The 14,701-nt window shown below is 65.6% G+C and carries 10 protein-coding genes; 6 read left to right on the top strand and 4 right to left on the bottom strand.

Annotated features, from left to right (window positions below; genetic code table 11):
• Nucleotides 1–980: proline--tRNA ligase (gene proS, locus AC3AYF_RS02215; RefSeq protein WP_295036261.1), on the bottom strand; the 980-nt coding region annotated here is incomplete at its 3' end.
• A gap of 301 nt (nucleotides 981–1,281) precedes the next feature.
• Between proS and AC3AYF_RS02220 the strand changes: the two genes are divergently transcribed.
• The 3 genes from AC3AYF_RS02220 (at nucleotide 1,282) to AC3AYF_RS02230 (ending at nucleotide 3,608) form a co-directional block, all read left to right on the top strand.
• Nucleotides 1,282–1,887, top strand: coding sequence for a Yip1 family protein (locus AC3AYF_RS02220; protein ID WP_295036260.1), 606 nt, complete (start codon nucleotides 1,282–1,284; stop codon nucleotides 1,885–1,887).
• A gap of 143 nt (nucleotides 1,888–2,030) precedes the next feature.
• Nucleotides 2,031–2,450, top strand: coding sequence for a hypothetical protein (locus AC3AYF_RS02225; RefSeq protein WP_295036259.1), 420 nt, complete (start codon nucleotides 2,031–2,033; stop codon nucleotides 2,448–2,450).
• An 87-nt stretch (nucleotides 2,451–2,537) separates the two neighbouring features.
• A complete protein-coding gene (locus AC3AYF_RS02230; protein ID WP_295036258.1) occupies nucleotides 2,538–3,608 on the top strand; it encodes a zinc-binding metallopeptidase family protein in 1,071 nt (356 codons plus the stop codon).
• A 137-nt stretch (nucleotides 3,609–3,745) separates the two neighbouring features.
• Here the strand turns inward: AC3AYF_RS02230 and AC3AYF_RS02235 are convergent, their stop codons facing one another.
• Together AC3AYF_RS02235 and AC3AYF_RS02240 are read right to left on the bottom strand one after the other, a co-directional pair.
• On the bottom strand, nucleotides 3,746–4,744 hold the full coding sequence (locus AC3AYF_RS02235) for an alpha-E domain-containing protein (protein ID WP_295036257.1): 999 nt from the start codon (nucleotides 4,742–4,744) through the stop codon (nucleotides 3,746–3,748).
• Between the two features lie 4 nt (nucleotides 4,745–4,748).
• Nucleotides 4,749–6,203 carry a circularly permuted type 2 ATP-grasp protein gene (locus AC3AYF_RS02240; protein ID WP_295036256.1) on the bottom strand — a complete coding sequence of 485 codons (1,455 nt, stop codon included), beginning with the start codon at nucleotides 6,201–6,203 and terminating at the stop codon, nucleotides 4,749–4,751.
• Nucleotides 6,204–6,425: 222 nt separating this feature from the next.
• Between AC3AYF_RS02240 and AC3AYF_RS02245 the strand changes: the two genes are divergently transcribed.
• From AC3AYF_RS02245 to AC3AYF_RS02255, 3 genes are all read left to right on the top strand, one after another.
• Nucleotides 6,426–9,803, top strand: coding sequence for a transglutaminase family protein (locus tag AC3AYF_RS02245; protein ID WP_295036255.1), 3,378 nt, complete (start codon nucleotides 6,426–6,428; stop codon nucleotides 9,801–9,803).
• A gap of 178 nt (nucleotides 9,804–9,981) precedes the next feature.
• Complete coding sequence (locus AC3AYF_RS02250) at nucleotides 9,982–12,513, top strand: circularly permuted type 2 ATP-grasp protein (protein WP_295036254.1); 2,532 nt, start codon at nucleotides 9,982–9,984, stop codon at nucleotides 12,511–12,513.
• Nucleotides 12,514–12,562: 49 nt separating this feature from the next.
• Nucleotides 12,563–13,462, top strand: a complete 900-nt coding sequence (locus AC3AYF_RS02255; RefSeq protein WP_295036253.1) for a transglutaminase family protein — start codon at nucleotides 12,563–12,565, stop codon at nucleotides 13,460–13,462.
• Nucleotides 13,463–13,464: 2 nt separating this feature from the next.
• On the opposite strand, the gene AC3AYF_RS02260 is transcribed toward AC3AYF_RS02255, so the two are convergent.
• The gene (locus tag AC3AYF_RS02260) at nucleotides 13,465–14,658 is read right to left on the bottom strand and encodes a benzoate/H(+) symporter BenE family transporter (RefSeq protein WP_295036252.1); all 1,194 of its coding nucleotides are present in this window, start codon (nucleotides 14,656–14,658) and stop codon (nucleotides 13,465–13,467) included.
• Nucleotides 14,659–14,701 lie beyond the last annotated feature (43 nt).

Consider the following 14,701-nt stretch of genomic DNA (forward strand, 5'->3'; position numbering starts at 1 on the left):
GCCCGAATCTCCTCCTCGCTGGCCATGGTCAACGGCGCCGCGACGGCGTCGAGGTTCTCGGCCTTGATCTCGTTGAGCTGATGGTCGCCACGCACCATCAGCGCGATCAGGCCGCCGCCGGCGGCATGCACGATCAACGTCTTGACGGTCTTCTCGATGGGCAGGCCGAACCCATCGACCAGCGCCGCGATCGTGCGAACGCCGGGCGTGGGCACCTGGCGCATCGTTTCCTGCGGGGCAGCGCGCTCGGCGCCCGCGGGCGGCAGCGCCTCGGCCTTCTCGATATTGGCGGCGTAGTCCGAGCCGGTGGAGAAGACCACCGCGTCCTCGCCGGAATCGGCCAGCACGTGGAACTCGTGCGAGCCGGTACCGCCGATGGAGCCGTTGTCGGCCAGTACCGGACGGAAATCGAGGCCCAGGCGGGTGAAGATCCGGACGTAGGCGTCGTACATGCGCTGATAGGACGCCTTGAGACCGTCTTCGTCGGTATCGAACGAGTAGGCGTCCTTCATGATGAATTCGCGCGAACGCATGACACCGAAGCGGGGGCGGATCTCGTCGCGAAACTTGGTCTGGATCTGGTAGAAGTTGGTCGGCAACTGCTTGTAGCTGCCGATCTCGCGACGCACCAGGTCGGTGATGACCTCTTCATGGGTCGGGCCCACGCAGTAGTCGCGCTGATGACGATCCTTGAGGCGCAGCAGTTCGGGACCGTACTCGTCCCAGCGGCCGGACTCCTGCCATAGCTCCGCGGGCTGTACCGCGGGCATCAGCACCTCCTGCGCACCGGCCCGATCCATCTCCTCGCGAACGATGCGCTCGACCTTGCGCAGCGTCCTCACCCCCACTGGCAGCCAGGTGTAGAGCCCCGATGTCAGGCGTCGGATCATGCCGGCTCGCAACATCAGTTGATGGCTGACGATCTCCGCGTCCGCCGGAGTTTCCTTGAGGGTCGAGATCTGTAATTGGCTGGCACGCATTGGGTGTTCTTTCCTGTATTCATCGGCGTCGAGCGGAACGCGCCTGTAGGGACATGGCGTGATCTGCAGTCGTTCTCAGGCTGGCCAGTATAGAGATGGGAACTGCCGACGGGGAGGGGCCGACGCTAAAAAGCTCCGTCCCCCGGCCAGTGCGAACCCGACGGTAAGATTGGCCTTTCCACTCCCGCAATCTTTTCTATAGTGAAAGTCAGGGTCGCATCCGGCGTCGTCGGAGAGGCGAGCGGAACAGGACACCATCGAACATCCGTCGTTGGCGGCCCGCGCCGGAAGGAGGTGTTTCATGATTCATCACGTCTGGGGACTGCTCACGCATCCCAATCGCGAGTGGCAACAGATCCGCGGCGAGAACGAGACCGTGTCGCACTTCTACGGTTCCCACGTGCTGCTGATGGCCGCCATTCCGGTGGTCTGCGCTTTCATCGGCACGACAGTGGTGGGTTGGCACTTCGGCACCACGGAGACCGGGATGGCGAAGACGGTGAGCGTATCGCCATCGACGGCCGTGCTGCTGGCCATCATCTTCTATGCGCTGATTCTGGGTGCCGTGTGGCTGATGGGGAACGTCATCCACTGGCTGGCGCGCCGCTATCCCGAGCGTCCCGACTTGAGCCATTGCGTCGTGTTCGCGGGATACATGGCGACACCCATGTTCCTGAGCGGCGTGGTGGCGCTCTATCCACTGGTGTGGCTGTGCCTGCTGGCCGGCATCGCAGGGCTCTGTTACACGGTGTATCTCGTCTATGCGGGACTGCCGTCGTTCCTGGGCATCGATCAGCACGAGGGGCTGCGGGCCTCGAGCGCCGCGCTCGCCATTGGCGTGCTGGTGCTGGAAGCCCTGCTGGCCATTACCGTGCTGCTGTGGGGTTACGGCGCATCACTGGTCTGATCCGGTAGTCCAGCGCCTGTCGAGGCGCCCGACCGGAGTTCGGGCGCCACTTCTGGAGACGCTCGGCCAGGTTCGATGCCTGGACGGATGGTGGGTGATGGATTAGGTTACCTTGCGTCACCAACTGTCACTGGAACTCTTCAATGCTTTCTCTGTTGCGACGTCTCGTGGTGGGCGCGGTCGTGTCCGGGCTCGTCCTCTCGCTTGCCGGTTGCGGTACGCTTTTCTATCCCGAGCGCAAGGGCCAGCTCCAGGGTCGCATCGATCCTGGCGTGGCGATTGCCGATGGGTTGGGACTGCTGCTGTTCATCATCCCCGGCGTGATTGCCTACGCGGTGGACTTCTCCAACAACACCATCTATCTGCCGGGTTCCGCCGACGCCTCGGTCGATCGCGTCCACTACGACGGCCAACTGGACAGCGCATCGCTCGCTACCTTGATCGAGACGCGTACCGGGAAAGATATCGAGGCCGGGGGGCCCGCGGTGGTGGAGCGGGTGGAAAACCTGGATCAGGCCTTCTCCAGAATCGAATTTGATCGTCGCAACACGATGGACTCGTGAGTCCGCCGCAGTTTGCTAATCTGCTCGTCCGGTGTCTGGAATCTTTCCAGCGTCGGCCTTGCCGCGCCACCGATAGGGAGATTGGTCATGCGTACGTTCGAATGCCATCACTGCAATCCGCCGAGTCGGCTCTTCTTCGATAACACCCGGTGCATCGTTTGCGATGCCGAAGTGGGCTGGTGCCCTTCGTGCCGAGCCATAGCGGCGATGATCCCGGACAGCGAAGTCGGCTACCGTTGCGCCAACCCGGGGTGCGGCCTGGCCCTGGTCAAGTGCTTCAACTTCGCCAGCGAGGGCGTCTGCAACCGGATGCAGACCCCGGAAGATCACGCGGCTTACGGTGGGCTTTGCGACTGCTGCCGACACAACGCGGTGATCCCCGATCTCTCGGTCGAGGGCCATCGGGCGCGCTGGGCAGCCCTGGAAGCCGCCAAGCGGCGGCTCTTCTACACTCTGGATCTGATCGGCCTGCCGCATCCCGCTCCACAAGACGAATCGCCGTTGCCGCTCAGTTTCGCGTTCATGGCCGATGCCATGCCGGACGCAGGCCTGTGGCGATCGACCGGCAGTGGCGAGAAGGTCTACACCGGCCATGCCCAGGGGTTGATCACGATCAATCTGAAGGAGACCGACGACGCGGAGCGTGAGCGCCTGCGCGTCGACATGAACGAGTCCCACCGGACCCTGATCGGCCACTTCCGTCACGAGATCGGCCACTATTACTGGGATCTGCTGATCAAGGGGCAGGACGAGGAGGGGAGCCGTGCCGTCTTCGGCGATCACGACGACCCGACCTATGCCGAGGCGCTGGAGCGCTACTACGAGCAGGGGCCGGCGCCGGACTGGCCGGCATCCCATGTCTCGGCCTATGCGACCATGCACGCCTGGGAGGATTTCGCCGAAACCTTTGCCGCTTACCAGGACATCGTCGCCGTGCTGGACACGGGTGACAATCTCGGCATGCGCCGTGCCGAGCACGATGGCGGCATCGACGGCATGATCCTGGCCTACCAGCAGATCGGCCTCGCGTTGAACGAGCTCAATCGCGAGATGGGGTTGCTGGACATGGTGCCGCTGATCATTACGCCACCGATCCGCGACAAGCTCCATTACGTCCATGAAGTGGTGTCGCGAGGCGCAATGACGGCCCACGGCTGAAGGCTGCCTCAAACGCTGGCGGAGGCGAAACGACGGGTGACCCGATGAGGTGATCTCATCGGGTCATACGGGCTGGCTGATGCAGCCGTCTCGGCTGCGGTTCTGCCGGAAGGTGTCGAATCCGGCGGTCGTTCCGATCAGTCGTCGTCATCGTCGTCCAGCATCGCCTGCTCTTGGGTTTGCGACGACTTGACCGGCCGTTCGCTCACCGCGAAGTAGGCGCTGGCGATCGCTTCGTGGAGATTGTTGAAGCCGATCTGGAACTCGTCGATCAACCGGTGCAACTGATCCGGAGCCCGTGCCAGCGACTGCACGTCCGCTTCGGCGACTTCCGCGCGGACCAGGGCGGCGACCGCCAGCGGCCGGTCGTGATTGGGCAGCGACTGCAGCTCCCAACTGACCTCCTCCAGGCTGCGCAGCACGGACCGGGGCAGCGCGCGATTCTGCAGCAGAAAGCGCAGTACGTCCGGTCCTCTCACCCGCAGTCTCACGTTCTGGCGATACATCTGATAGGCCGTCAGCGACTTGAGCACGCTCATCCACTGCAGGTGTTCGAACGGAATCAGCTCCTCGGGGTTGCGGGGGAGCAGGTTGCCGGAGCGCACATCGATGATCCGCGTGGTCATGTCGGCGCGCTCGAGATGGCGCCCCAGCGAGAGGAACGTGCGGGCTTCGGTATGGCTCAAGGTGCCCTCGATCAAGCCGGTCAACGTCTGGCACGCCCGGGTGACGCTCTTGAGAAATCCATCGCGCTGGCGAGGTTTCATGCCGGCCTGGGTCTGTTCGCTGATCTCCAGATAGCAGTGATTGATCTCTTCCCAGATTTCCCGTGGCACCACGTCGCGGGTGGTGCGCAGGTTTTCCCGGGCGTTGGCCAGTGACGACAGGATCGAGCTGTCGTGTTCGCGTGACAGGCAGAGGAAGTCCACCACATTGCGCTCGTTGCGTTCGTCGAACAGCGTATCGAAGACCTCGCCACTGCCGGTGATGTCGATCAGCGTCGACCAGCTCAGCGCCGCCTTGCCGGGCATGTCGAGAAGCAGGTTGCTGTTGACGCTGATCAGCCGGGCAGTGTCCTCCGCGCGTTCGACGTAGCGTGCCAGCCAGTATAGGTTCTCGGCGACTCGTGACAGCATGGCCTCACTCCCCCTCGGTTTCGACGATCCAGGTGTCCTTGCTGCCACCGCCCTGGGAAGAGTTGACGACCAGCGAGTCCTTGACCAGCGCCACGCGCGTCAATCCACCCATGGTGACGTGGGTTTCGGGGCCGGACAGGATGAACGGCCGCAGATCGACGTGGCGGGGCTCCGGAGCGCCGTCGAACAGCGTCGGCGCGGTGGACAGGGCAAGCGTGGGCTGCGCCATGTAGTTGCGCGGATCGGCCTCGATGCGCCTGGCGAACTCCCGACGCTCCTCCTCGGTTGCCCGCGGGCCGATCAGCATGCCGTATCCGCCCGACTCGTTGGCGGGTTTGACCACCAGCTCGTCGAGGTGATCGAGCACGTAGCGGCGGTCCTCCTCGAGCATGCAGAGGTAGCTGGGCACGTTGGGGATGGTCGGCTCCTGGTCGAGATAGTACTTGATCAGCCTGGGCACGAAGGCGTAGACCACCTTGTCGTCGGCGACGCCGGCGCCGGGGGCGTTGGCCAGCGCCACCTTCCCCGCCCGCCAGGCGCGCAGCAGCCCCGGCGTGCCGAGCAGGGAATCCGGATGGAAAGCCTCCGGATCCAGGAAAAGATCGTCGACGCGCCGATAGATCACATCGACCCGCTTGAGCCCATCGACGGTGTGCATGTGCACGATATCGTCATCGTCCACCATCAGATCGGATCCCTGGACCAGCTCGACCCCCATCTGCTGGGCGAGATAGGCGTGCTCGTAGTAGGCCGAGTTGTAGATGCCGGGGGTCAGGACCACGATCTGCGGTTCATCGTTGGGGCGGGGCGACATGCTGGCCAGCATGTCGTAGAGCTGGGCGGGATAGTCGTCGACCGGAAGAATGCGGCCGGTCTCGAACAGCTCGGGCAGCACCCGCTTGGTGACGTTGCGGTTCTCCAGCATGTAAGAGACACCGGAGGGCACCCGCAGGTTGTCCTCGAGCACGTAGATCGTCCCATCGCCATCGCGAACCAGGTCGGAACCGCAGATATGGGCCCAGACGCCATGGGGCGGGTCGATCCCCCTGCACTGGGGGCGGAAGTTGACCGACTGGGCCAGGACTTCCCTGGGCAGTATGCCGTCCTTGACGACCCGCTGATCATGGTAGAGATCGTCGATGAACAGGTTCAGCGCATCGACGCGCTGCTTGAGCCCCGCCTCCACGATGCGCCACTCGTTGGCAGGGATGATGCGGGGGACGATGTCGAAGGGCCAGGCCCGGTCGATGGTGCTGCCCTCGGAGTAGACGGTGAAGGTGATTCCCATGGTGCGGATGGCGACTTCCGCGGCGATCTTGCGTTCGTTGAGCTCCTTGGAGGTGAAGCTGGCGAGGATGTCGCAGAGCGGCTTGGCCGCTTCCCGGGGGACGCCATTGGTGCTGAGCAGTTCGTCGTAGAAGTGCTGGTTCGAATAGTGCGTCCAATCCACATTGGCCATGGGGGGGGACTCCTGTCGGCGGGGTCGAAGACGCATTTGTTGAGTGTTGTCGCGTCGCCCATTGCGGCAAAACCGTGTATATAAAGAGACGGCATGCACGATCAAGCATAGTGAGGGGCCTATGTCGCTGTCACGCTAAATGCCCACGCTGTTAGCCTGAATTTGCTCAATCCTGCGTCGCGGAGCCCACGACGAGCCCCTCATTCGACCGAAGAGATCGCCATGACCCTACGTGTTGCGCTGTCTCACCGTACCTCCTACGTGTTCGATCGTCCGGTCACTCTCTCCCCGCACCTGATTCGGCTGCGGCCTGCGCCGCACTGCCGCACGCCGATCGAAGCCTACTCGCTGGATATCTCGGCCAAGCCGCACTTTCTCAATTGGCAGCAGGATCCCTTCGGCAACTTCATCGCCCGGGTGGTATTTCCCGAGCCACTGACGCGACTCGAGATAGCGGTCGAAGTGATCGCGCCAATGACGGTGGTCAACCCGTTCGACTTTTTCGTCGAGGACTACGCCGAGCGTTACCCGTTCGACTACCCGGAAGCGCTACGCAAGGAGTTGGCGCCATACCTGGAGATTCGGGAGCACGGCGGGCGATTGGCGGCCTGGTTGGCCGAGGTTCCCCAGGGCGACTTCGCCATTGCCGATTTCCTGGTGCGGCTCAATCAGCGCCTGCAGCAGGACGTTCGATACCTGGTGAGGATGGAACCGGGCGTACAGAGCGCGGAGGAGACCCTGGAGAAGGCCTGCGGTTCGTGCCGGGACTCCGCCTGGCTGCTGGTCCAGATCGCCCGCCACCTCGGCCTGGCGGCGCGTTTCGTCTCCGGTTATCTGGTGCAACTGACGGCGGACGTCAAAGCACTGGAGGGCCCGTCAGGCACCGATACCGACTTCACCGATCTCCATGCCTGGACCGAGGTGTTCGTCCCCGGCGCCGGGTGGATCGGGCTCGACCCGACTTCGGGCCTGCTGGCGGGCGAGGGGCACATTCCGCTGGCCGCGACACCCGAACCGACCAGCGCCTCGCCGATCGTCGGCTACTCCGACGAGTGCGAGGTGACGTTCGACTTCGCCATGAGTGTGGAGCGCATACACGAGGATCCCCGCGTCACCCGACCCTACAGCGAGGAACAGTGGCGCGCGATCGACCGGCTCGGCGAGCAGGTGGACCGCCGCCTGGAGGCCGGCGACGTACGCTTGACCATGGGGGGCGAGCCGACGTTCGTCTCCATCGACGACATGGAAGCCGACGAGTGGAACACGGCCGCTCAGGGCGCGACCAAGCGCAAGCTCTCCGGCCAGTTGCTCAAACGCCTGCGTCGCGCCTTCGCGCCCGGTGGCCTGCTGCACTATCGCCAGGGCAAGTGGTATCCGGGCGAGCCGTTGCCGCGCTGGGCGCTGGCCTGCTACTGGCGTGAGGACGGCGTGCCGGTATGGCGCGACGAGCGCTGGCTGGCGGACGAGAGCGCCGTGCCCGGCTACGCCGCCGCGGATGCGTTGCGCTTCGGCGAGGCGCTGGCGGTGCAGTTGGGCGTCGACCCGAACCACCTGCTGCCGGGATACGAGGATGCCTTCTACTACCTGTGGCGCGAGCAGACGCTGGCGGTGGACCTGGATCCTCGCCAGCACGATCTCGACGACGACGAGGAGCGCCGTCGTCTGGCCCGGCTCCTGGAGAGCGGGCTCAGCAAAGTGACGGGGTATGCGCTACCGCTGCGCTACGCCCCTCGGCTGGATGGCTGGCAGAGCGGGACGTGGCCGCTGCGGCGCGATCACCTCTACCTGATTCCCGGCGACTCGCCGATGGGGCTGCGGCTGCCGCTGTCGTCGCTACCCCAGGCGGCGTTCCGGGGTGTCGACCAGCCGCGGTCGCTGTGGGCGCCGCCAGTGGCCATGGCCGACCCGCACGGCGGCGTGACGCGCCGTTACCACGCGGTGAGACACGCGACGGCGAGGCCTGACGCGGAGGAAACCGATGCGCAGCGGGAGAACGCCGAGAGCCTGCCCTATAACGCGCTGAACGGCCGCCATCGCGCTGACGTGGACTCCGCCGCCGCTGCGCCCAACGACCAGCCCGACGTCATCGGCACGACTCTGTGCCTGGAAGCGCGTGACGGGCAGCTCTATGTCTTCGTGCCGCCAGTCGCCGAGATCGACCACTATCTGGCGTTGATCGCGGCGATCGAGCAGACGGCTGCGGAGCTCGAGATGCCCGTGTTCATCGAGGGCTATCCGCCGCCCGCCGATTCCCGGCTCAGGCAGTTCATGATCACCCCGGATCCCGGCGTGATCGAGGTCAATGTCATGCCGGCGCCGAGCTGGGAGGCGCTGGTCTTCCAGACCGAGACTCTCTACGAGGAGGCCAGGCAGACACGTCTGGGTGCCGAAAAATTCATGCTCGACGGTCGCCACACCGGCACCGGTGGCGGCAACCACGTCACCCTGGGCGGAGCGACCCCGGCGGATTCGCCGTTTCTGCGACGGCCGGCGCTGCTGGGCAGCCTGGTCAGTTACTGGCAGCGTCACCCGGTACTCTCCTATCTCTTTTCGGGGCTGTTCGTCGGCCCCACCAGCCAGGCTCCACGCGTGGACGAAGCGCGCCACGAATCGCTCCACGAGCTCGAGATCGCGCTGGGCCAGTTGCGCCGGGAAGAGACCCCGCAACCCTGGCTGGTGGACCGGCTCTTCCGCCACCTGCTGACCGATCTCACCGGCAATACCCACCGCGCCGAATTCTGCATCGACAAGCTCTACTCGCCGGACAGCGACACCGGCCGGCTGGGGCTGCTCGAGCTGCGCGGATTCGAGATGCCGCCGCATCCGCGCATGAGCCTGATGCAGGGCTTGCTGATCCGCGCGCTGGTCGTGCGTTTTTGGGATCGGCCGGCGTACGGCAACCTGGTGCGCTGGGGCACGGCGCTGCACGACCGCTGGATGCTGCCTGACTATCTCTGGCGCGATCTGGAGGAGATACTGGTCGATCTCGGCAACGATGGACTGGCCTTCGAGCTGGCTTGGTTCGCCCCGTTTCTGGAATTCCGCTGCCCGGTTCTCGGGCGCGTGCAGTATCAGGGTGTCGAGCTGGAGCTACGCCAGGCGATCGAACCGTGGCATGTGCTCGGCGAGGAGGCCGCCGGCGGTGGCACCTCGCGCTACGTGGACTCTTCGGTGGAGCGGCTGCAGGTGAAGGTGGGCGGCATGAGCGGCGATCGCTACGTGGTGACCTGCAATGGACATCGCGTGCCGTTGAGAGCGACGGAGCGCAATGGCGAGGCGGTGGCCGGGGTACGCTACCGCGCCTGGCAGCCGCCGTCGGCGCTCCATCCCCTGATACCGGTTCATGCGCCGCTGGTGTTCGACATCGTCGATACCTGGAATCGGCGCTCGATCGGTGGCTGCACCTATCATGTCGCGCATCCGGCCGGGCGCAACTTCGAGGATTTCCCGGTCAATGCCAACGAGGCCGAGGCGAGGCGCCTGGCCCGATTTCTGCCCCATGGCCATCGGCAGGGCATCCACGACGTGCCCGACTGGTCGGTCAGCGCGGATTATCCGTTCACCCTGGACTTGCGTGAACGGACGACGGGAATCGGCTAGTCTCTCTCCCGGCGCGCCGTCCGTCGGGTGCGTGCATTTTTGAGTCGGGCGTTTGGCAGTCGAACGCTCCGAGATCGAAAGAGGAGGTCGGCGATCTGGCCGACCCCACGGCACCGGCAGGAGCCTGGTGATCACCGGCCGCTGGGAAGGAGTCCCGGCGCATACGTAGACAAAAGAGATGATGGTGGTAACCGAGACGCTCCGCGCTCCCTGGTTGAAAACCTACGCCCCCGGCGATGTCCACGACGCGCTGGTCGCTTCCGATGGCTCGGTGCGCCGGCGCTGGCTGCCGCTGCTGCACCAGTTGGGGCAACTGGGGCGGGAGTCGCTGGTCCAGCGGGCGGAGGAAGTGCAGCACCTGTTGCACGAGAATGGCGTGACCTACAACCTGCCCATTGATGAAGCGGGCAGTCGCCGCCAGTGGTGGCTGGATCCGCTGCCCCTGGTCATCTCGCCCCGGGAATGGAAACGTCTCGAGCAGGGGTTGCGCCAGCGCAGCCGGCTGCTGGCCGCCGTGCTCAAGGACATGTACGGGCCCCGCCGGATGCTGGCGGAAGGCATCCTGCCGGCCGATGCGCTGTATGCCAATCCCGCCTTCCTACTGCCTTGCGATCGGCTCTTCGGCGACGACGACCCCGGGTTGCTGCTGCATGGCGTGGATCTCGCCCGGAGTGCCGAGGGCCAGTGGCAGGTGCTGGCCGACCGTGTCCAGTCCCCGTCGGGCATGGGTTTCGCCCTCGAGAACCGTATCGCCATGGCACGCGCACTGCCGGATCTCTACCGCAATGCGCCGCTGAAGCGGCTTGCCGGTTTTCTCGGCGCGCAGCATCACTCGCTGTCGTCGTTGTCGCGGCTCAATCTCGATCATCCCACCATTGCACTGCTGGCGCCCGGGCCTGGCCACGACAGCTATTTCGAGCACGCCTACCTGGCCAACTACCTCAATCTGGCGCTGGTGGAGGGTGGCGACCTGGTGGTGCGGGATTCGCGGCTCTGGATGCGCACGCTCGGCGGCCTCCAACCCGTCGACGTGTTGCTGCGTCATATCGGCGATGATTGGATGGATCCCCTGGAGCTGCGAGGCGACTCGCTGATCGGCGTGCCCGGCCTGCTGGAGGCGATCCGTACGGGGGGCGTCGGGGTTGCCAATCCGCCGGGCGTGGGGGCGCTGGAGCACCCCCTGATCGCCGCCTACCTGCCGGCATTGTGCGAGCGGCTCCTCGGCGAGACGTTGCAGATCGGAAGTGCCGAACGCCACTGGTGCGGGCAGCCGGAAGGGCTCGCCTGGGCGATGGCGGGTTTCGAGACGCTGAGCTTCCAGCGCCTCGAGGGGGATCGGATGCGAGTCTCTCCCGCTGACCTGAGCGAAGAGGCGGCGGGAAGGTTGCGCCAGTCGATCATCGCCCAGCCGGATCGATACGTGGCCCAGCAGCCGCTGGTGACGGCCACCGCGCCGTTCTTCAGTCGCGACTGCGCCCAGCTGGAGCCCTCGACATTCAACGTGCGCTGCTTCAGCCAGGCGGTCTTCGACGCGGACTACCGCTTCAGCGACTATGAAGTAATGCCCGGTGGCGTGGCCTGGCAAGGCGCGCCGGATACCGCGATGCGGTCCAGCCAGTGCGTCAAGGATGTATGGGTCACCGCATACGAGCCGCAGCCTCATGTCAGCCGACTGCGACGCTCGCGGCAGCCGCTGGTGGTAACGCGGGACGGTGCCGACCTGCCAAGTCGTGTTGCCGACAGCCTGTTCTGGGTGGGGCGTTACGGGGAGCGTCTCGATGGTCGCTCCCGGCTGCTGCGCGAAGCGCTCTACCGACTGTTCGAGCAGGATCAGGAAGGGCTGGCGGACGAGACACTGGCCGATATCCTGCACCTGATGGAGCCCGAGGCCCCGTTGCCCGACGAGACGCCGGTGGAACGCTTCGCCGCGCATCGCGAGCGGCTACTGGCGCTGTTCCAGCAGGATCGGGAAGGTAGCCTGCCGACACTCGTCTCGCGCATGGCCAACAACTGCCGCGCGGTACGCGATCATCTCGGTGACGATGCCTGGCGGGTCTTCAACCAGTTGCGCCAGGAATCGAGCCGCCTGCCGCACGCGGGTATCGATCAGGGGCGCCGTTCGGTCGAGACGGTGATCACGCAACTGGCCGCCTTCTTCGGGCTGTGCAACGAGACCATGCCCCACCATTTCGGTTGGCGTTTCATGGATATAGGGCGTTTTCTCGAGCGTTCCCTGGGGACTCTGACGCTATTGCGGCTGGCGTTGATCGATTCGGCGCATGCCGGCGAGGCGCTGTGGGACGTGGTGCTGGCCACGACCGACAACGCGACGGCCTATCGGCGACGGTACCGAAGTGAGCTGCATCCCGCAGCCATTCTCGACCTGCTTTTGTTCGACGAGGCCAATCCGCGCTCGGTGGGCTACATGTTCAAGCGCCTGGAGCGCCAGATCGAGCGCCTGCCGCAGCCCAGCAACACCCCGTACAGGAGCGACGAGGCCCGCCTGCTGATCCAGGCGCGCTCGGCGCTGCATCTGGCCGATCTGGAGCAGCTGTCGAGGCTGGATGAGGACGCCGCCGCCAGGCAGGCGCTCGGGGCGCTGCTGGATGCGCTGGCCGAACCTCTCGGTGGTCTGTCGCTGGCCATCGAGCACAGCCATTTCAGCCACGTCGAGATGCCGCGTCAGTTGGTTCCCATGCAGGCGCCGTAGGCGGCGCCCGCCGGGATCTCTCGCCGCGCCGTTCGTTACAGGATCCGCCATGCGTTATCGTGTCCGCCACTCGACCCGTTACGACTACGCCTCGCCAGTGTCGCTCTGCCACAACGAAGCGCGCGTGGTGCCGCGGGCGCTTGCCTGGCAGAAGGTCGATGATACCCGACTCGATATCGTCCCGCGGCCCGCAGTCAGCCATCAGCGTGTCGACTTCTTCGGCAATCTCGTCTCCTTCTTCAGCGTCCAGGAGGTTCACACGGCACTGTCGGTCACGGCCGTCACCAGCCTGGAGACGGGAGGGCGGCCGCTGCCGCCGAGGGAGATCGGCGACTGGCAGTCGGCGGCACGTCACGCCAGCCGTACGCCGGAGCTGCGCCAGTTCCAGCTGGATTCCCCCTTCATCGCGAGAGAGACCGCGCTGCGTGCATTCGCCGCGCCCAGTTTCCCGGTCGGCCGGGCGTTGCTGGACGGCGTCGACGATCTCAATCGCAGGATTTTCGAGAACTTCACCTACGATCCCGAGTTCTCGTCCCTGGCCACCCCGGTGCTGGCGGTGCTCGAGGCGCGGCGCGGCGTCTGCCAGGACTTCGCGCACCTGATGATCGGTTGCCTGCGCTCCCTGGGGCTGTCGGCGCGCTATGTCAGCGGTTATCTGGAGACGCTGCCACCGCCCGGGCAGCCGCGCCTGGTCGGCGCCGATGCCTCGCATGCCTGGGTGGCGGTGCACGTACCGAACTGGGGATGGCTGGAGTACGACCCTACCAATGGCACTCTGCCGGGGGAGCGCCACCTCGTACTGGGGTGGGGGCGAGACTACGGGGACGTGCCGCCGCTCAAGGGTGTCATGAACGGGGGCGGCGCCCACCAGCTCGACGTGGCGGTGGATGTGGAGCCGATCGACGGTCCCGAGGATGGCTTCCGGCAGGGTGCCTTGAGCGGTATCTGACGTCAGTTCCGACGCTGGCCGGACGCGGCGATCAGCGTCGACATGCCGGCCACGAGACCCCAGAACGCGGCACCCACGCCGAACAGCGTCACGCCGGATCCGGTGACCAGGAACGTCACCAGGGCCGCCTCACGCTGATGCGCCTCCAGCAGCGCGCGATGGAGACTGCTGCCGATGGTCGGTAGAAGCGCGAGTCCGGCTATCGCCAGCACGAGTCCCTTGGGCAGGGCGTCGAAGAGCGTGCCGATCGAGCCGCCGAAGAGCCCCGCCAGCAGGTAGAACCCCCCGGCGCATATCGCCGCGGGATAACGTCTGTCGGTGTCCGGATGGACATCCGGCCCCATGCAGATGGCCGCTGTGATGGCTGCCAGGCAGATGCTGAATGCGCCGAACGGGGCCAGCAGCAGCGTTGCCAGCCCGGTCCAGATCATCAATGGCGACACCGGGGTATCGTATCCGGCAGCCCGCAGTGTCGCCACGCCGGGCGCGTTTTGGGAGGCCATCGTCACCACGAAGAGTGGAATGCCCACGCCGATCAGGCTCGACAGCGAGAAGGTCGGCCAGATCGGCTGTGGCAGCGTCAGGATCAGGCGTGTCTCCGCCGCGTCGATCCTGCCCAGCAGAGCGGCGACGCCGAGCCCCACCAGCAGCACGAGCAGGATGGCGTAACGTTGCAGCCAGCGCCGGGCGGCGAGATAGCTCAGAAACATCGACGACACCAGGATGAAATCGGTTTCCATCGATCCAAAGGCGTCCAGGCCGAAGCGCAGCAGCACACCTGCCAGCATGGCGGCGGCGATGGGCTGCGGGATGATCTGCATCAGTCTGGCAAACCACCCGGTGACGCCACAGACGACGACCAGCGCGGCACTGAACAGAAAGATGCCGATGGCTTCGCTCAATGGTAGGCCGGGCAGGCTGGTGGCCAGCAGGGCGGCGCCCGGCGTTGACCAGGCCGTCAGGATCGGTTGCCGGAAGTGCAGCGAGAGGCCGATCGAAGTGATGCCCATGGCGAGGCCGAGCGCGCTCAGCCAGCCACCGATCTGCACCGGTGACGCGCCTGCCGCCGAGGCTGCCTGGAAGATGATCACCGCGGAGCTGGTGTAGCCGACCAGCACCGCGACGAATCCCGCCGTGATGTGCGAGGCGGTGAGGAGCGGCGGAGTGGAACGGCGCTCGGCCGGGAGACGTGCCATGTCGATGCCCAAGATCGAAGTGTGATGTGCGTTATAACGTACG

Source organism: Salinicola sp., from assembly GCF_982684285.1.

What these genes read in the sequence shown, in the direction of transcription:
- AC3AYF_RS02240 (WP_295036256.1), bottom strand. Translation starts at nt 6,203, where the DNA reads ATGGCCAATGTGGATTGGACGCACTATTCGAACCAGCACTTCTACGAC.
- AC3AYF_RS02220 (WP_295036260.1), top strand. Translation starts at nt 1,282, where the DNA reads ATGATTCATCACGTCTGGGGACTGCTCACGCATCCCAATCGCGAGTGG.
- AC3AYF_RS02260 (WP_295036252.1), bottom strand. Translation starts at nt 14,658, where the DNA reads ATGGCACGTCTCCCGGCCGAGCGCCGTTCCACTCCGCCGCTCCTCACC.
- AC3AYF_RS02250 (WP_295036254.1), top strand. Translation starts at nt 9,982, where the DNA reads ATGATGGTGGTAACCGAGACGCTCCGCGCTCCCTGGTTGAAAACCTAC.
- AC3AYF_RS02235 (WP_295036257.1), bottom strand. Translation starts at nt 4,744, where the DNA reads ATGCTGTCACGAGTCGCCGAGAACCTATACTGGCTGGCACGCTACGTC.
- AC3AYF_RS02255 (WP_295036253.1), top strand. Translation starts at nt 12,563, where the DNA reads ATGCGTTATCGTGTCCGCCACTCGACCCGTTACGACTACGCCTCGCCA.
- AC3AYF_RS02245 (WP_295036255.1), top strand. Translation starts at nt 6,426, where the DNA reads ATGACCCTACGTGTTGCGCTGTCTCACCGTACCTCCTACGTGTTCGAT.
- AC3AYF_RS02230 (WP_295036258.1), top strand. Translation starts at nt 2,538, where the DNA reads ATGCGTACGTTCGAATGCCATCACTGCAATCCGCCGAGTCGGCTCTTC.
- AC3AYF_RS02225 (WP_295036259.1), top strand. Translation starts at nt 2,031, where the DNA reads ATGCTTTCTCTGTTGCGACGTCTCGTGGTGGGCGCGGTCGTGTCCGGG.